Source organism: Liquorilactobacillus nagelii DSM 13675 (genome assembly GCF_019444005.1).
Classification (GTDB): domain Bacteria; phylum Bacillota; class Bacilli; order Lactobacillales; family Lactobacillaceae; genus Liquorilactobacillus; species Liquorilactobacillus nagelii.
Genome location: NZ_CP049304.1, coordinates 1,321,886 through 1,341,054, shown reverse-complemented (window position 1 = coordinate 1,341,054; position 19,169 = coordinate 1,321,886). Strand labels below are relative to the sequence as shown.

12 protein-coding genes and 2 pseudogenes are annotated in these 19,169 nt (G+C 38.5%); 12 read left to right on the top strand and 2 right to left on the bottom strand.

From position 1 onward, the window contains the following. The first annotated feature begins 4 nt into the window (after positions 1–4). A complete protein-coding gene (citG, locus tag G6O73_RS06835) occupies positions 5–1,411 on the top strand; it encodes a triphosphoribosyl-dephospho-CoA synthase CitG (protein WP_057886296.1) in 1,407 nt (468 codons plus the stop codon). 426 nt (positions 1,412–1,837) lie between these two features. Next, positions 1,838–3,218, top strand: a pseudogene (gene brnQ, locus G6O73_RS06830) (branched-chain amino acid transport system II carrier protein). A 31-nt stretch (positions 3,219–3,249) separates the two neighbouring features. On the opposite strand, the gene G6O73_RS06825 reads toward brnQ, so the two are convergent. Continuing rightward, positions 3,250–4,143: a LysR substrate-binding domain-containing protein gene (locus G6O73_RS06825; protein WP_057886295.1), complete on the bottom strand. Its 894-nt coding sequence runs from the start codon at positions 4,141–4,143 to the stop codon at positions 3,250–3,252. Positions 4,144–4,426: 283 nt separating this feature from the next. Between G6O73_RS06825 and G6O73_RS06820 the strand changes: the two genes are divergently transcribed. The 3 genes and pseudogenes from G6O73_RS06820 (at position 4,427) to G6O73_RS06810 (ending at position 8,960) form a co-directional block, all read left to right on the top strand. Further along, positions 4,427–5,812 (top strand): class II fumarate hydratase, encoded by a 1,386-nt coding sequence (locus G6O73_RS06820; RefSeq protein WP_057886294.1) that lies wholly within the window; start codon positions 4,427–4,429, stop codon positions 5,810–5,812. Between the two features lie 30 nt (positions 5,813–5,842). Further along, complete coding sequence (locus G6O73_RS06815; protein WP_057886293.1) at positions 5,843–7,258, top strand: flavocytochrome c; 1,416 nt, start codon at positions 5,843–5,845, stop codon at positions 7,256–7,258. Between the two features lie 309 nt (positions 7,259–7,567). After that, a pseudogene (locus G6O73_RS06810) lies at positions 7,568–8,960 on the top strand (anion permease). Between the two features lie 162 nt (positions 8,961–9,122). Here the strand turns inward: G6O73_RS06810 and G6O73_RS06805 are convergent. Further along, on the bottom strand, positions 9,123–10,145 hold the full coding sequence (locus tag G6O73_RS06805) for a zinc-binding alcohol dehydrogenase family protein (protein WP_057886445.1): 1,023 nt from the start codon (positions 10,143–10,145) through the stop codon (positions 9,123–9,125). 127 nt (positions 10,146–10,272) lie between these two features. On the opposite strand from G6O73_RS06805, the gene G6O73_RS06800 reads away from it, so the two are divergent. From G6O73_RS06800 to G6O73_RS06770, 7 genes are read left to right on the top strand one after another with little or no spacing between them, the layout of a single operon-like run. Next, complete coding sequence (locus G6O73_RS06800; RefSeq protein WP_057886292.1) at positions 10,273–10,614, top strand: winged helix-turn-helix transcriptional regulator; 342 nt, start codon at positions 10,273–10,275, stop codon at positions 10,612–10,614. Between the two features lie 45 nt (positions 10,615–10,659). Then, positions 10,660–11,967, top strand: a complete 1,308-nt coding sequence (locus G6O73_RS06795; protein WP_057886291.1) for an isochorismate synthase — start codon at positions 10,660–10,662, stop codon at positions 11,965–11,967. Further along, on the top strand, positions 11,954–13,669 hold the full coding sequence (gene menD, locus G6O73_RS06790; protein WP_057886290.1) for a 2-succinyl-5-enolpyruvyl-6-hydroxy-3-cyclohexene-1-carboxylic-acid synthase: 1,716 nt from the start codon (positions 11,954–11,956) through the stop codon (positions 13,667–13,669). Before G6O73_RS06795 ends, menD begins: the two co-directional genes overlap by 14 nt. After that, entirely contained in the window at positions 13,669–14,472 is an 804-nt protein-coding gene (gene menH / locus G6O73_RS06785; protein ID WP_057886289.1) for a 2-succinyl-6-hydroxy-2,4-cyclohexadiene-1-carboxylate synthase, read from the top strand. The genes menD and menH overlap by 1 nt, the downstream gene beginning before the upstream one ends. Beyond that, positions 14,469–15,605: an o-succinylbenzoate synthase gene (gene menC / locus G6O73_RS06780; protein ID WP_057886288.1), complete on the top strand. Its 1,137-nt coding sequence runs from the start codon at positions 14,469–14,471 to the stop codon at positions 15,603–15,605. Before menH ends, menC begins: the two co-directional genes overlap by 4 nt. After that, positions 15,602–16,822 carry a DUF2075 domain-containing protein gene (locus G6O73_RS06775; protein WP_162254610.1) on the top strand — a complete coding sequence of 407 codons (1,221 nt, stop codon included), beginning with the start codon at positions 15,602–15,604 and terminating at the stop codon, positions 16,820–16,822. Before menC ends, G6O73_RS06775 begins: the two co-directional genes overlap by 4 nt. Further along, positions 16,819–19,080 (top strand): ATP-binding cassette domain-containing protein, encoded by a 2,262-nt coding sequence (locus G6O73_RS06770; protein ID WP_057886286.1) that lies wholly within the window; start codon positions 16,819–16,821, stop codon positions 19,078–19,080. Before G6O73_RS06775 ends, G6O73_RS06770 begins: the two co-directional genes overlap by 4 nt. Positions 19,081–19,169: the final 89 nt, after the last annotated feature.

The following is a 19,169-nucleotide window of genomic DNA, read 5'->3' as shown; positions in this document are numbered from 1 at the left end:
CAAAATGTTATTTTCTAGTGGACAGTCGCAAACGATTAACGATGTATTACGGGATAAAGACCAACGAGTAGCCTTCCAGCGTCAACTTCTGCAGTTGTATCCTAAGTTTTCTTTAGTTGTAATTAAATTGAATATTCCTGGAGAAATTAAATATAATTCGGAAATTAATAAGTTGTTTACGGTTGGCTATAAGGCATTTAGATCGAACTTATCCAAAATAAATAGCACTGTTTATGATGAGTATATTTGGCGTCGACCAGTTGGAGTAACAGCTTTTTTAGTGATTGAAAATTCAGGATATGATTTGAAACAAATAGCAGTTGACTTTGAAGAAAATTATTCGTTGGGAAGATTATTTGATGTGGATGTTTTGACTCAAAAAGGTTCAATATCAAGAAAAGACATCGATTTGCCTGTCCGCCAGTGTCTCCTTTGCAATCGCCCAGCTAAAGAATGTGCCCGTTCACGCCATCATTCTGTGGCGGAACTACAGAAAATAATTGAGAAAAAGTGGCTTGATTTTCAAGAAACTAAAGCAGATTTACATGATTATCGAGAAAAAATAGTCAATTTTGCAGTGAAAAGTTTATTATACGAAGTAACCGTCACACCTAAACCTGGGTTGGTTGATCCGAGTAATCACGATTCACATCCGGATATGAATGCCTTTATGTTTATTGATAGCTCACTGAGTTTGAAAAACTATTTTGATGCTTGTTTTGATGCCGGTTGGAGTTTTGAATCAAACGCTTATCAACAACTTTTGACTAAAATTCGTCCCCTGGGCATGGCAGCAGAGAAAAAGATGTTTGCTGCAACGAGCGGAGTTAATACGCATAAAGGAGCAATTTTTTCTCTAGGGATTATTGTGACTGCAACAGCTAATGCAAGCCAGCAGCGGTATTTTCCTACTGTTGATGAGGTCTTGACAATTGTTAAGGCAATGTGTTCACAGTTGGTTGAAAAGGATTTTGCTAAACTCACTCAAAAAACGGCGGAAAATTTAACCGCCGGACAAAAGCAATATCTGAAATATGGTTTAACCGGAATCCGTGGCGAGGTTCAAGCTGGTTTTCCAACAATTATCAACTGGGGGTTGCCGTATTTAAAAAGAACAAATTCGGCTGCTGAGGAACTAAATCAACGGTTACTAAATACATTGTTACAGCTAGCTATGCATACGGCTGACAGTAATTTAATTAAACGTGCTCATCATAATCAAAAAATTATTGAGACCACTCGACAACAAATTAGCAATTATTTTAGTTTGGGAGCGCAAAAAACGGGGAAAGGGCGAGCTGCTTATAGGCAAACTCAAGAATACTTCAAGCAAAATAATTTGAGCTTGGGAGGAACAGCTGATTTATTGATTATTACAATTTTCTTAGCTTTTTTGACTAATATTTTTTGAATTTACTGATCGACATTTAAAGTAATGTGTATTAATCTAAATTTATCGATTAAATATAAAAGAACGCAATGAGAAAGAAAAGTAGTTTTAACATTCAGCAACGAGCCTTGTTCGGTGAAAGAAGGCAGTCTAAGTTAAAAATGAAAATCACTTTCGAGTGCTGTGTCGAAGAGGCTTGGTAGACACACTGGGAACACCCATTATAGTGTTAGCGTATAATTTTACAATAGTAAGGTTGCACGTGAAAGACAGTTGCAGCGATGTGATTGTAAATTCCAAGGTGGTACAGTGCTGTTAAGCACCTTGTAGGAACTTTTAGTTCTTATAGGGGTGCTTTTCTTTTTGCAAAGACTTTGATGATATTTCCCGGGTAATATTGAAAAGGTTAATTATATTTGATTAAAAAATAATTTCAGGAGTCAGAATATGCAGAATTTAGGAGAAAAAAGATTAACCGCAAAAGGTTATTTTGTTATTAGCTCACTATTATTCGGATTATTTTTGGAGCTGGAAATTTAATATTTCCGTTGCATTTAGGACAACTGGCTGGTGCACATTGGTTGCCAGCAGCACTTGGCTTTCTAATCACCGGTGTTTTGTTGCCACTTTTCTCGGTTTTAGCAATTTCAATCACAAAATCAGAAGGCGTTTATGATATTGGTCGGCCGTTGGGAGCAGTCTTTGCTTTGGTATTTATGATTCTAATTCATGCTACAATTGGACCATTGTTTGGCACTCCGCGGACAGCAACAGTTTTGTTTACAGTTGGAATGGCACCTTTTCTCTCCAAGTCGTCAGAACATCTTGGTTTATTGATTTTTTCATTTGTTTTTTTTGCTCTGGCGTTTTGTCTTTCTTATCAAGAAAATAATTTGCTTAGAAATGTTGGCAAGGTTTTAAATCCGCTTTTTTGGGGACTGCTCTTTTTAGTTTTTTTAGTTGCTTTTAGCAATCCATTAGGACAAGTTGCGACTGCACCAGTAACTAAAGTGTACCTGACCAGTCCATTTACGAACGGCTTTTTGGAGGGCTACAATACGGATGGATGCTTTGGCTGGATTGGCGTTTGGGGTGACAGTCGTATCGGCTGTTCGTGAGATGGGCAAGAAAAAGTCTAGTTCTATTGCTTTAGCAACTGCTCGAGCAGGTTTTTTTTCAATGACAGCGATTGGGCTAATTTATGTCTTACTGATTTTAGTTGGTTCAATGTCGCTAGGAAAGTTTAAATTATCAGCAGATGGTGGAGTGGTTTTCACACAAATTGTAAATTTCTACGCCGGTCGTTTTGGGCAAGCTTTTCTAGCTTTTTTACTAACTTTAACCTGTTTAACGACAGCAGTTGGATTAGTTGCTGCTTTTGCCCAAGACTTTCACAAGCATTTTCCAAAAGTCAGTTACCATGCCTGGTTGGGACTTAGCTGTGGAGCTTCATTTTTAACGGCTAATTTTGGTTTAGATCAAATCATTGCTTGGTCGGTGCCCTTGTTGATGTTCCTTTATCCTTTAGCTATGGTATTAATTGTTTTATCAATTACTCACCATTTTTAAACGAGATCCTAAAGTTTATTTTTGGACGGTAATTTTCGCGATTGTGCCAGCTTTCTTTGATATGATAGCCGCTTTTCCAGCTGTGGTCAGTCAAAGTCATTTTGGTTTAGCAATTACCAATCTACAACATCAGTACTTACCACTGGCTAATGTGGGACTTGATTGGTTGGTTCCAGCATTAGTTGGGCTTGGAATAGGATTATGTTTAGTTGGGGTTAAAAGTTATTTTCTAGCTGGTTCAACACAGCAAACACGTTAACAAGTTGAAAAATGACGTAATCTTTTAAAGATTACGCCATTTTTTGTTTGAGGAGTAATAATTTTTCGATGAATTTTTTTTCGGATTCATCGGGTAAATAATTTTTTCGCGTAACAACGGAAATGTTGAATTTTTCTGGTAAAGCCGGGACAATTTTCGTTAATGAAAGTTGGTCGTGTTGGTTGACGGCATCACCTACTAACAGTCCAATTCCGGCATTTCTAGCAACTAGTTTCTTCAAAGTCGAGATGCTTTGAGTTTCAAAAACGACCTTAGGTTTGAAATGTGCTTGGTGAGAATAGAGTCGCAATAATTCTTCGTGGATAAATTTACCATTAAGCGAAATAAAAGATTCATTTTTAAGTTGCTGAAAATCAACAGTTGATTTAGTTGCTAACCAATGGTCAACTGCCGAGATAATGTAGAAATTTCGGCTACCAAGAAAATCAATCTTGATTCTGTCATTTTTAACAGGTAGCAGAGTTGCTAATAAAGCAATATCAATTTTACCACCTAGTAAATCGTTTAATAACTGTTGTGAGCCAGTTTCATCAATTTCTAGATTTTTCAACAAGCCAGTTTGAATAACCTCATTGACAATTTGGGGGAAATATAAACTGCCAATAATTGGTGGCAAACCAAAACGAATTTTATGATTAGCATATTGTTTAATTTCAATTTGTGCTAGGTTAGCATCTTGCAGCATTCGATTAGCATGGCGGTAGAGAATTTCGCCAGCAGGAGTAATCTGAATGATTCCTTTAGAACGATTTCGGAAAACTAAAGTGGCTTGTAAACTGGTCTCTAAACGTTTTATGGCTAAAGTAACCGTGGGTTGTTCAACGTTAAATGCTTTAGCGACTGCAGTAAAAGTTTTCAAGCGATATAAACTGCAAAAGTAGGCGAGATCGTGTAATTTAAGCATGTACTTAACCTCAATTATATGTGAATTTTATAACTTATTTTAGCATGCAACGAAAAAAAATAAAATAAATTTTATTCTGCTGCTAAATTTTTAGACTTGTTTTCTAAAGATACAAGCACGATAATCATTGATTTAAAGCTTTTTTCAATGATATTATAAAATAAATTAATAATCATGGTGGAATTTGACTATAATCTGCTTTTCAGCATATTATTTGATTGTAATTGATTGTGATTTTTTTAACAATAGTTTATTGGATAAGGATAACTTAGGAGGGCATGAAATGACAGCAAAAGATTTTCGCATTGAATCAGATACCTTGGGAGAAGTTAAGATTCCAGCAACTGCTTTATGGGGACCACAAACAGAGCGTAGCCGCAATAATTTTCCTACTGGAAATTATATGCCTTTGCCATTAATTAAGGCTTTATTGCAATTAAAAAAAGCTGCTGCCCAGGCGAACTTGGCTGAAGGCAATTTTGATCAAGTTAAAAGTGAATTAATTACTAAAGCAATTGATCAGTTATTGGCTTTATCAGACAACGAATTAAGGCAAGACTTTCCGTTAAAAGTTTATCAAACTGGTTCGGGTACACAAACGAATATGAATGTTAATGAAGTAGTTGCTAACAAGGCTGCTCAAATTAACAATCAAATTGAAATTTTGCCAAATGATGATGTTAATCGTGGACAAAGTTCAAATGACATTTTTCCAACAGCGATGAATATCACGGCCAGTGAAGCTGTAGCTGCTGTGAAAAAAGCAGCAGAACATTTGATTGCAGAATTAAAAGTTAAGCAGAATAAGTATTGGCGGACTGTCAAAATTGGTCGGACACATTTGCAGGATGCTACACCATTAACATTTGGTCAAGAAGTTAGCGGTTGGGTCAGCATGTTGGAACATGATTTACAATATTTAGAGCAGTTGGAAGGAACTTTGTTCGAATTGGCCATGGGTGGCACTGCGGTTGGCACTGGATTAAATGCTGCCCCGCATTTTGCTGATGATATTGCAGAGAAGATGAGTCAGGTTTATGGAATGCAATTTACAGCTAAGACAAATAAATTTGCTGGTTTAGCAGCTCATTCAGGTTTGAATGTTGTTCATGGTGCGTTTAAAACCTTAGCAGCTGATTTGATGAAAATTGCCAATGACGTTCGTTTCTTAGCGAGTGGTCCACGAGCGGGTTATGATGAATTAAATATTCCAGCCAATGAACCAGGCTCATCAATTATGCCCGGAAAAGTCAATCCGACCCAAGCCGAAGCAATTACTATGGCAGCAGTTCGGGTAATGGGAAATGATGTTGTTGTTGACTTGGCCTCTTCCCAAGGAAATTTTGAAATGAATGTTTACAAACCAGTTCTAATTGATGCTTTCTTGGAATCAGCTGATTTGTTAGCTGGAACGATGACAGGTTTTGCAGATAAAATGATTCATGGTTTAACTGTCAATGCTACACGCATGGAGGAACTGGTTGATAATTCCTTAATGACAGTTACAGCTTTGTCACCGCATATTGGTTATCATGATAGCGCCAAAATTGCTCAGTCAGCTGATCAGGCTGGAACTACTTTAAAAGAAGCAGCAATCAAATCAGGGAAAGTTACTGCTGACCAGTTCGATGAATGGGTTGATCCTTTAAAAATGACTAATATTGACTAAATGGACTTCAATAGTAAGGAGAATTACGCGATGACTAAAAAATTTATTTTTCAGCCGACTTCATTGAAAGAATTAGCAGATCAATATGATCTATTAGTAATTGGTTCTGGTGGAACAGGTCTAACCGCAGCTTTGCAAGCTAAAGAACTTGGAGCAAAAGTTGCAATTTTAGAAAAAATGGCTAAAATCGGCGGCAACACAACTCGAGCTTCTTCAGGAATGAATGCAGCTGAAACTAATGCACAATTACAGCATGGAATTATTGACAGTTATCAGGAATTTTATCAAGATACTTACCGTGGTGGTGGTAGATTAAGCAATCCGGAATTATTACAGTATTTTACTTCGCATGCCGCTTTATCAATTAATTGGTTGGCAACAGAAGGGATCGTACTGGATGATTTAACAATTACCGGTGGAATGAAATTGAAACGAACTCATCGTCCAAGCAGTATGGCACCAATTGGTGGTTTCTTGGTCACTGGCTTATTGAAGAAAGTTGCTGAACAGCAGATTCCATTATTCACTAATGTCCATGTTGATCAGTTACTACAAGCAGCTGATACAACAGTCAAGGGAGCACTGGTTACGTTACCAGATGGTTCCAAAAAGAAGTTGACTGCTTCAGCGGTAATTTTAGCAACTGGTGGTTTTGGCGCTAGTCATAAATTATTGCAAAAATTTCGACCAGATTTGGCTGACTATCAAACAACTAATCAACCTGGAGCAACTGGTGATGGTATTTTATTAGCACAAGCAGCGGGAAGTGGGCTGGTTGATATGGATCAAGTTCAAGTCCATCCTACCGTTCAGCAGGATACAGATCATGCTTACTTAATTGGCGAAGCAGTTCGTGGTGAGGGAGCTATTTTAGTTACAGCTAACGGGCAGCGGTTTGTTAATGAATTGGATACTCGAAAAAATGTGACAGAAGCAATTAATCAATTACCGACCAAAAGTGCGTATTTAATTTTAGATTCAAGAATTCGTGAGCATGTTAAAGCGGTAGATTTTTATGATCAGATTGGTTTGGTAAAGCATGGTGAAACATTAGCTGAATTAGCATCGGAAATTGAAGTCCCGGCTGAAAAATTAGCAGCGACAATCGCGACTTGGAATCAACAAGTTGCTCAACAACATGATGACGACTTTGAGCGTTCAACAGGAATGGATCGTGATATTTCGGTCGGACCATTTCTGGCAATTCATATCGCCCCAGCGGTTCACTATACCATGGGGGGAGTAAGAATTAATGCAAAAGCTCAAGTTTTAAAAGAAAATGGTACGCCATTGAAAGGGTTATTTGCTGGTGGTGAAGTAGCAGGTGGACTGCATGGAAATAATCGAATTGGTGGTAACTCAATTGCTGAAACAGTTATTTTTGGTCGCCAGGCAGGTTTGCAAGCTTGCAAGTATTTAACGAAAATTAAGTCAGAAATCTCTTGATTTGAATTAGGTAGTTAAATGATAAGGACTTTTTACACTTCTTTTCGACAATCCTGATCAAAAACTACGATTTGGGTACAGTTGATGAATTGAGAAGTAAAGCAGTATAGCTTTGGTATAACTATTCAGTCCGTCTGGAAACAACAGACTCTAAGGGTTTGTTAATTAGCACATAAGATATGTTTGGGAGCAGACGCTGCAATTTAAGCAAATTGTGGTCGCTGCACTTTCAGTTGAATTTACACAAATTTTTGACTTCAGTCGGAAGTGGTTGACAAGCGTACTGAATAGCTTGGAGGGGAGCAAAAAATGCTTAAAAAAATTAATTATCGGAAATTCTTATGGCCGGTTGTTATTGGTTTGGTTCTTTGGTTTTTAGCTCCATTGCGACCAGCTGCACTTTCAATTGCAGCTTGGCGGATGTTTGCAATTTTTGTGGCAACCATTACCGATTGGAGCCGTTGCAATTATTGGTTTTGTAGCTGCTACCTTGACGGGGATAGTCGATATCAATACTGCAGTAGCTGGTTTTGGAAATAGTAGTATTTGGTTAATCGCGATGGCTTTCTTTATTTCACGTGGCTTTATCAAAACGGGACTTGGTCGACGAATAGCCTTGAAGTTTGTACAACTTTTTGGAAAACGAACTTTAACCTTGGCATATTCAATCATTGGGGTTGATTTGGTTTTGGCTCCAGCAACTCCTAGTAATACTGCACGAGCTGGTGGAGTAATTTATCCGATTATTCAGTCATTGGCGCAGACTTTTGATTCAGATCCTAAAAAAGGAACTGAACGTAAAATCGGTTCTTTTCTAGTGTTTTCAGAGTTTCATGGAGATGCAATTACTTCAGCAATGTTTTTAACAGCGATGGCAGCTAACCCTTTAGCGCAAACTTTTGCGGCGGCTAAACAGATTGATCTTAGTTGGATGACGTGGTTTTTAGCTGCTTTGGTGCCTGGAATTATTTCTTTGATTTTAATTCCTTTGATAATCTATAAAATGTACCCACCTGAAATCAAGGAAACACCCAATGCAAAAAAGTGGGCTGATCAAGAATTACAACAAATGGGAAGAGTTTCGACGGCTGAAAAAATTATGAGTTTGATTTTTTTGATTGCTTTATTGTTATGGGTTACTGGAACAGTTACTGGAATTGATGCGACATTAACCGCTTTTATCGCTTTAGGTTTACTGTTATTAACCGGTGTCTTGGAGTGGCAGGATGTTTTACATGAAACCGGTGCATGGAATACACTGACTTGGTTTTCTGTTTTGGTAATGATGGCAACCGAGCTAAATAAATTGGGCTTTATTCCATGGCTGAGCAAGACAATTGCAGGTGAGCTGAAAGGCTTTAGTTGGTTTGTCGTATTAGTAATTTTGATTATCACTTATTTTTACAGTCATTATTTGTTTGCTAGTTCAACTGCGCATGTTAGTGCAATGTATGCAGCAATGCTGGGAGTTGCCTTAGCGGCTGGTGTTCCAGGAACTTTGGCGGCATTAATGCTAGGATTTTTTGGCAATCTTTTTGCCTCGACTACGCATTATTCATCTGGACCAGCACCGATTTATTTCGGATCTGGTTATGTTAAACAAACAGATTGGTGGCGGATGAACTTTATTTTAGGTTTAGTTTATATTGTCCTTTGGTTATCTATCGGAACTATTTGGACCAAAATTTTAGGCATTTGGTAAAAATATTAACAATAAAAAGAGTACGAGGTGAAATCCTCGTACTCTTTTTAGCTCCCAATACTAAAATATACGGTCAAAGATAACCATAAGCTAGACAAAATATTAACCTCGGATTATCAGGCCTTCAAGGATAAGATTTGCTATTTAATCGTTTAAAAAAGTTTAGCTGTGATGATTACTGACAACTACTTTACCAATCATTTGATTGCTTTCAACTAATTGATGAGCTTTTTTAAGATTGGTTACATTAATGGGCGAAAGTTCTGTGGTTAGTGTGCTTTGCAGTTTCTTTTGATCTAGCAAGTTTGCTATTTTTTCTAAAATTTGATGTTGACTGATTAAATCAGCTGTTTGGTAGTAGGATTTGCTGAACATCCATTCCCACGCAAATTTTACTCGTTTACGCGTTATTTTTTTTAAATCAACTGGCTGACGGTTCTCAGTAATTGAAACAATTTTTCCACCGGGTTTGATTAAATCAGCCATTTCATTCCAATGGCCATCAAGGTCGTTGAGTTCTAAAATATAGTCAACTGTCGCAAATCCTAATTTTTGGACTTCTTTAACCAAATTATTACGGTGATTGACGGTTAAATCAGCTCCGTGACGCAATGTCCAGTCAATACTTTCTGACCTTGAAGCACTCGCAATTACAGTTAATCCACTTTGATGAGCTAATTGAGTAGCGATCGACCCGACACCACCGGCACCATTGATAATTAAAATTACAGCTGCTTGATTGGTTGATTTTTGCGGCTGAATTTCTAACTGTTCAAAAAGGGCTTCCCAGTCAGTTAAAGCAGTCAGCGGCATTGCGGCTGCTTGAGCATCAGTTAACTTTTTAGGGGCATGAGCAGCAATTCGTTCATCGACTAGTTGATACTGGCTATTGGATCCCGGTCGTTTAAAAGAACCGGCATAAAAAACCCGGTCACCAGTTTGAAACAAACTAACAGCAGAACCAATGCTTTTAACAATACCAACTGCATCCCAGCCGAGAATTTTTGGCTTTTTTAAAGCTTGACTATGGCTTTTACGAACTCCAACATCAACGGGATTGACCGAAACTGCGGAAACTTCAACCAGTAAATCGTGTTTTGCAGGAACTGGGATGGAACTTTCAAAAGAAAATAGACTATTTGTGGCATTAATTGGTAAAGATTTTTGAAATCCAATTGCTTGCATTTTTTTCAAGAAAATCGCTCCTTTTTGTTTCTCTACTGTTTCAATGATAAAATTATTTCTAGTGAATACAATCGTGAAATTAATGTAACTAGTAACAAAATTTTCCGTTTGGATGAGGTGAAAATTAATGAAGCGTCAAGTTTTTGATTGTCAGCCTGGTTGTCCGGTTGAAAGTACTTTGCAGATTATTTCCGGCAAATGGAAGAGTGTTATCTTATACCATCTGTTGCAAGAAAAAGTTTGTCACTTTGGCAGTCTGCAGCGTCAGCTAGTAAACTGTTCTCGACGAATGTTGGCATTGCAGTTGAAGGAATTAGAACAAGATCAAATTATTGAAAAAATAACTTATCAAGATCAACCATTTAAAACTGAGTATCGTTTAACTCTCCAAGGACAAACCTTGAAACCGGTTATTTTGGCAATGGCAGTTTGGGGTGAAAAATACAATCGGCTGCAAAAAAATAAGTGATAGTGATCAGCATAATTGACTAAGTTTAAATTGTAAGGTGATATTTTGAAGAAAAATTTGCATTATCAAGAAAAAAAATTATCACGGTTAAGCACAGCTCAAATTAGCTATTTACTTGACCAGTTTGAAACAGCCTTTGTTTTTTTTGATTGGGAAAATCAAACCTTAAAATTATGTCTGGGTGTCGCTGCTGAGTGTTTTCCAGCTAAAGAAACCAAGCAAAACCAGTTTTTAACGGTTAAAAACTGGTATCAAACCTTAAAAACTGACTGGAATACAACCATTACTACTGCGGCACCACTAATTGCTGGTAGTTTTTTATTTGATCCATTGAAAAAAACCACTGCTTGGGCAGGCTTAGCAGCTGGGTATTTCTTTTTACCACGATTAATGATTTCGCAAAATTCAACGCAGACAATTGCAATTAGTTGTGCGTCCACTGTAAAAAATGGTAGTCGCCAGTTATCACGTTTGCAGGCTTGTTTAGCTGCTGCTAAGAAAACAACTGGCAGGGCTCAAATTCAACAAGTATCTGAAGTACAAGTTGCTTCTTGGCAGCAGACTGTTCAACAAGCGGTGGCGGCAATTCAAGCCCAACGGTTAGCCAAGGTAGTTTTAGCTCGTCAAGCTATGGTAACTTTAAATCAGTCCTTAACAGCCGGTGAGCTTTGGCAAAGATTAGCATTGATTAAGCAGCAGAATTACCAGTTTTTATTAAAATATCAGGATCAAATATTTATTAGTTTGACACCCGAAAAATTAGCTGAGTTTCAACCGCATCAACTACGTGTTGATGCTTTAGCAGGAACTACCGCTCGAGGAGATACACTCAATCAACAACAAGAATTAGGTGAACGATTACTGCAGAGTACAAAAAATCGAATCGAACATCAAATTGTGGTTGCAGAAATTACCCACCGACTGCAAGAGCTCGCATTAAAGATTGAACATCCGACCGAACCACAGTTGCTGGCTACTGGCAGTGTGCAGCATTTGTATACACCGATTACAGCTTACGGAGAAGTTGATCCTTGGCGGGTACTTGCCCAACTTCATCCAACTCCCGCGTTAGGTGGTCAACCACAGCAAGCAGCTTTAAAATTCATCCGCGATTTTGAAGGTTGGGATCGTGGCTTATTTGGCGGACCAACTGGTTGGCTTGATTTTACAGCCAAAGGCAAATTTACGGTTGCAATTCGTTCAGCTTTATTAACTGGGTTGCAGGCACATTTATTTGCTGGAGCAGGAATTGTAGCTGACTCAGATTATCAACAGGAAACAATTGAAACACATAATAAAATGCAGCCAATGCTAAAGTTACTGAAAGGCCGAAAGAAAAATGAACGAAAATGAAATGTTGCAAAAATATATTAGTTGTTTGTGGGAAGGTTTGCTGGCACAAAAAATTAAACGCGTTGTTTTGTCACCAGGATCGCGTTCAACGCCGCTGGCTTTAGCTGCAGCTCAATTAGCACAAGAAAAATTGATTGAACTGTATGTTGATGTAGATGAGCGGTCGGCAGCTTTTTTTGCCCTTGGCTTGATTAAAGCAAGTGCTGAGCCTGCTTTAATAATTTGCACTTCTGGGACGGCCGCCGCAAATTATTTTCCTGCCGTTTGTGAAGCTCAGCTTTCACATTTGCCTTTACTGGTTCTGACAACTGACCGCCCACCCGAATTACAAGATATTCAAGCTCCACAAACGATTGATCAACAAAAATTATATGGCAATCATGTTAAGCATTTCTGGCAGCTGCCTTTGCCGAGCAGCTCAACTAAGGAACGTCAATATTTGTGGCAGACAGTTCAAAGAAGTGTTGCCGTGGCTAAACAAGAACCTGCTGGACCCGTTCAATTAAACTTGCCGCTGCGCAAACCACTTGTACCGCAATTACCTTTTAAGTTGCCGGACAACCTACAGCCACTGAATTTTAAAGCTGTTTCTGCTCAATTAGATGCAACTCAAAAACAGCAGCTTAGTCGACAATTATCTGGTAAACGTGGTTTAATAATCGCTGGTCCACAATCTAAACGTGATTTGATTAGTAGTCAAAAAATATTAGAGTGGGCTCAAGCCAATAATTGGCCGATTATTGCTGATCCTTTAAGTAATCTAAGGTCAGCAGCTAACTCAAATTTAATTAGTACCGCTGATTTTTTGTGTCGTTTACCAACTATTAATATAGCTAAGTACCAACCAGAGGTCATTATTCAAACTGGCTCAACCTTAGTTTCGGCTGCAATTAGTAATTGGCTGAAACAGATTTCAGTTCCAACTTATTTTTTAGATCAACATCATAGCGGAGTTGAGGCTACTCTCCAGGCTAAGTATTATTTTCCGTTGTCTGCCACTGATTTTTTGAAAGATTTAACAATCCAGCCAGCACCATTAGATTGGTTGCAGCGTTGGCAACAAGTAGAACAATTAGTTACAGCTCAGCTGGATGATTATTTTTTACAGCAAACCAAATTAAGTGAAATCGCCGCTGTTTATTGGTTAGGAAAAGGTCTTCAGCCAGGCAATGCTTTTATTAGCAATTCGATGCCGATTCGCGATGTAGAGAACTTCTGGTTGCAACCGCAAGCCAAAATTTTTTGCAATCGTGGGGCAAACGGAATTGATGGTATCAATTCAACGGCCTTAGGGATGGCAGCTGAATATTCAAAGCAGCAAAATGTTTTGTTGACTGGCGATTTAGCCTTTTTTCATGATTTAACTGGTTTGCAGATGGCTAAGAATTATAAATTAAAATTACGAGTTATTATTAACAATAATAATGGTGGTGGAATCTTTTCGTTTTTACCACAGTCGGGCAAACCTGGATTTAATCAAGTCTTTGGTACACCACAGAATCTTGATTTGCAGCATTTAGCTGCTGCTTATCAGGCAGATTATCATTTGGCCGATACGCCGACTAACTTTCAAGAATTAATTAGTCAGCCAATACGCAAATTAGAATTGATCGAAATACGTTCAGATCGCACGGCTAATTTACTTGAACATCGGCAGTTGAATCGGCAAATTCAAACAGTTATTCAGGAAGAATTGATTTAATGAAAGTGAAAATTAAAGAAACCGAATATTATCTTGAACAAAAGCCGGGTACTAATCCGGGATGGTTGCTCCTGCATGGTTTTATGGGAAGTCATGCGGATTTTTCAAAAATCATGTCTGATCTACCCGCGACAGTGACCGCTCCGGATTTACTGGGACATGGACAAACGATCAGCGCTTGTTCAGATCCTGATTTTTCAATTGAGCAACAGGCAGATCAGTTAGCTTTGTTGATCTGCCAGTATCTAAAGCCGCCATTAATTGTTTGGGGATATTCAATGGGCGGTCGAGTGGCCTTGGCTTTGTCATTAAGACATCCCCAATTAGTTAAATATCTAATTTTAGAAAGCAGTACTGCCGGAATTGCTAATGATAAGCAGCGAAAAGCACGACAGCAGCATGACATCCAATTAGCAGGTCAACTGCGAGATCAGGGGTTAACGACCTTTGTTGATCGTTGGGAACAACTGCCTTTGTTTGCAACGCAACAAAAATTACCGTCTTTTCAGCGAAATTTTATTCGCCAACAGCGATTAAACCAAAAAAAACAGGGGTTAGCCCGAAGTTTAGCAGCAATGGGAACTGGACAAATGCCGAATTATTGGCCAGCTTTAGCTAAACTGCAAATACCCGTATTACTTTTAGCCGGCGAACAGGATTTGAAATTTCAGCGCATAACAGCTAAAATGGCAACGCGTTTACCTCATTCACAGCGTTTCGTAGTTCCAGCGGCTGGTCATAATATCCATTTAGAAAATTGGACAAGTCTGTTTCAAATTTTTAAACAGGAGAGATTAATATGAAAGTTGTCAGATTAGCTTTTTTGCCAGTTAAATTAATATTAAAACATCCATTTGCTACTAGCCATGGTGCAACGACAACTCGCTGGGTGACGATCATCGAAGTCGTAGATCAGACTGGCTATCGAGGATATGGTGAACTTGAAGCTTTTGACGAACCAACATATCTGCCAGAGTCGCAAATCACGGCGCGGTGGGTCATCCAATCACAAATAGTTCCACGATTGCAAACTGCAGATTTAAAATGCCCACAAGATTTTGTTGAGCTGATGGCTGATCTTCAAGGTAATCAGACTGCTAAAGCAGCAGTTGAAATGGCAATTTGGGATTTATTTGCGCAACATCAGCAAATGAGTTTAGCCCAATATCTAGGACAATTTATGTCACTTAAACCGCAAAATAAAATTGCAGTTGGAATTAGTCTAGGAGCTCAGGCAGATCTAAAAGTTCAACAGCAAATAATTACCCGAGCACTAGCCAAGGGTTATCAGCGAATTAAACTAAAATTACGCAATTCCCAGGAGTTAAGTCAAGCTGCAGGATTAATTCGGCAATTTCCACAAGCCAATTTTATGTTGGATGCTAATTCTTGTCTATCTTTTCAGCAGTTGACTCAGTTGCAAAATTTAGCTGAATTGCCGAATTTGTTGCTATTGGAACAGCCTTTTGAACCAACTGATCTAGTTAGTCACGCGCAATTGCAACAGCACTTAAAGCTTGATCTTTGTTTAGATGAAAATATTTTTAGCTTAGCGGATGTTAAAACAGCAGTAGCTCTTGGAAGTTGTCGAGCCATTAATTTAAAAGCATCAAGAGTTGGGGGATTTACAACAGCATTGCGGATTGTTAATTATTGTCTGCAACAGCAATTAAAGATTTGGTGTGGCGGAATGCTGGAAGGCGGAATTGGACGTGCGGCTAGTTTAGCCTTAGCAAGTTTACCAGTTTTCAACTATCCTAGTGATCTTTCAGCTAGTGACCGCTACTATCAAGCAGATTTAATCAATGAAGATTTTATTTTAGAAAATGGGCAAATTAAAGTTCCAACACAGCTGGGATTAGGAGTTAGTTTGAAACCTATTTATTTGAAAAAAATTAAGCAGCAACCTAATTTAATTTGCAGAAATGAGGAATAATTTTGTCTTTAGTAGCATCTACCTTTATTTTACCAGCCCAAGCTGAATTGACTGAACAACAGCAAAAAATTCAACAGCAAATTCTAAGATTTGCCAAACAGCACTTGCATGATCAACAACCTGCAGTCTTCGTGCTTAGTGGGGATGCTGGTTCGGGTAAGAGCGCAGTTTTAAGTGCAGTTTTCAGCGAACTGCAACAGCAAGCACATCAATCTGACGCACCACTAGCTGGAACTAAAAATTATTTGTTAGTCAATCACAATGAAATGTTGAAAATCTACTGGGAAATTGCACAGCAGCAATCTTTTTTACATAAAAAAGATTTTCAAAAGCCAACACCATTTATTAATCGTTGTGAAAAGTTACAGCAAGCAGCAGATATCGTTTTTGTTGATGAAGCTCAGTTGTTATTAAGTCAAGCGGATCGTTTTAATCACTTTCTAGCTGATAATCAACTTGATGAACTATTAAAATGGAGCAAAGTCTTAGTTCTAGTACTGGATTTTAAGCAGGTCGTTAAATTAAAAAGTTACTGGTCCGAACAAATGTTACGGCACCATTTGGCGGGCTATCACGTCAAATTTGTTCACTTAAAACAGCAGTTGCGGCTTAAATCTCCAGCTGTGGCAGCTTGGCTTGATCAACTAATCATGGGAAAGTTGCTTCCGTTACCGACAGTTCATGATTATGAATTGAAAATTTTTCCCGATGGTCAACCATTATTTAATTGGATCAAACAAAAGGATCAGCAATTCGGGCTATCACGTTTATTAGCGACAACGGATTTTCCTTTTCGGGTATTCAGCAAAGAGCCTTGGTATGTTGAGGCGGGAACACTAAAATTACCTTGGGATCGATTTAATTACCAAGATCGTCCGTGGGCTAGTCAACCACAAACGTTGCATGAGGTTGGCTCAATTTACACTATTCAGGGTTTTGACTTGAATTATGCTGGGGTAATTTTGGGGCCGAGCATTAGTTATGACGAATCAATTAATCAAATTGTGGTTGATCCGAATAAGTTTGAAGATCAAACAGCTTTGCAAAAACGTCATCAAGCTGATTTGACCGACTTAACCGCCGCAAGAAGTCAATTGATCAAAAATGTGGTTAATATTTTGTTGAAACGCGGTCGCTATGGCCTAGGAATCTATGCAGTTGATCCAGCTTTGCGTCACCGACTGATTGAATTAGAAACAAAGAAGGAAATCAAGTGAATAAAATTTTTGAACATGGATTTATTGAAATCAAACATGCTACTGAAAATAATCTTCAGCAAGTAAGTTTAAAAATACCTAAATATCAGTTGACGGTTTTTACTGGTTTATCTGGTTCTGGTAAATCCTCGTTGGTTTTTGATACTTTAGCTGCAACTTCCAGACGTGAACTGAATGAAACTTTTCCCAGTTTTACACAGCAGTATTTGCCGAAGTTTGGTCAACCGCAAGTTGAAAAAATTGAACATTTACCAGTTGCAATTGTGGTTGAACAAAAACCAGTTGGCAAGAATGCTCGGTCAACTTTAGCGACTTATACGGGAATTTACTCATTATTACGTTTATTGTTTTCGCGAGTCGGTCAACCATGGGTAGGGTATTCGGAGCATTTTTCATTTAACCTGCCACAAGGCATGTGCCCAAAATGCCAGGGCTTAGGGTATGTTGATCAATTAGACGAAAAAAAGATTATTGATCTGGATAAATCATTAAACGAAGGAGCCATCACCTTTGTTAGTTTTGGCCCTGGAACTTGGCGCTGGAAGCGGTATGCTAAAACCGGTCTGTTTGATCCAGACAAAAAAATCAAAGACTTTTCAGCAGAAGAGTTGGAACTTTTATTGCATGCACCGCAGCAAAAATTGAAAGATCCACCAGCTTGGTGGGGAAAAACGCAATTATATGAGGGCCTAGTTCCGCGAATAATGCGTTCAATTGTCCATAGTGCTGAAGGTAAGCATCATCAAGCAGCAATTAGTCAAGTTGTTTCGCGCCAAGTTTGTCCACTTTGCCATGGCTTAAAATTGCAAGAAAGGTCATTGACTTGCAAAATAAATGGTTTAAATATTGCTGAGGTTGGGCAATTAGATTTACTTCAAACAGTAGCTTTTTTGAAAAAGATTAAAGCTCCGCTTGCTACAGATGTTATTCGCGAACTTTTAACTAAAATCCAAGCTTTGATTGAAATCGGCTTGGGATATCTATCATTAGATCGCAGCACTGATACGCTTTCAGGTGGTGAAACTCAACGGATCAAACTGGCAAAATACTTAACCAGTTCACTTTCAGATTTAGTTTATGTTCTAGACGAACCCAGTGTTGGTTTGCATCCACACGACATTCAGTTGATCAAACGTGCTTTACTGCGATTAAAAAATCAAGGGAATACTGTGATTTTGGTTGACCACAATCCAGCCATTATTTCATTAGCTGATTGGGTAGTCGAAATGGGGCCAAAAGCAGGCGCCCAAGGAGGTCAGATTACTTTTAGTGGCACATATCGCCAGTTGTTAACCTCAAAAACAATAACCGGACAGATGTTGCGCCAACCATTAAAGTTTAAAGTACCACGGACGGCTGTTAAATGGCTGTCACTGCCAATAATGCAGCAGCATAACTTGAAAAAAATTAACCTTAAACTGCCACAGGGGGTACTGACGGTTGTTTCCGGGCCAGCTGGTTCCGGGAAAAGTACTTTAGTTGATGCGATTAAACAGCAGATTACTGACAATTATATTGACCTTAAGCAAACAAGTACAGGCGTCAACATCCGTTCGACGCCAGCGACTTATTTAAAAATTATGGATCCAATCAGAAAATTATTTGCGACAGCTAATCAAGTCTCACTGCAGTTATTCAGTTACAATGGTAAAGGAGCTTGCCCACGTTGCAAGGGTAAGGGGGTAACCATCACCAATATGGCTTTTATGGATCCAGTTGTTCAAACCTGTGAGTTATGTCATGGTCAACGTTATAGTCCAGAAGTTTTACACTACCTGTATCACGGCAAAAATATCCATCAGGTTTTGAGCTTGCCGATTGCTGATGCAGTCAAATTTTTTACGGATCAACCAGAAATTCAACAAAAATTACATCTCTTGCAAAAAGTGGGGTTAAGCTATCTATCTTTGAGTCAATCGATGACTACTCTTTCAGGGGGAGAAATTCAGCGACTTCGGTTAGCGCTGGAATTAAATCATCGAGGTGAGTTTTATTTTTTAGATGAACCAACTACCGGATTGCATTTAAAAGATACTGAGAAATTAATTGAATTATTTAATCAGTTGGTTGATCAAGGCAACACGCTGGTTTTGATTGAGCATAATTTGCGGGTAATTAGTCAAGCTGATTATTTAATTGATTTAGGACCTGATGCTGGTAAATATGGTGGGAAGCTTTGCTATGCTGGTCCTCCTGAATTGGCTTTGAATGAGCCAAATTCACGAACTGGTGTGGCTTTGAAACAAGCTTTGAAATAAGTTGAATGTTACAACAAAGAAGAAAGTCTGCGACTTTTGTCGCAGACTTTCTTCTTTGTTAATGCGCCTGGTATGGAGGAATAAGAGGT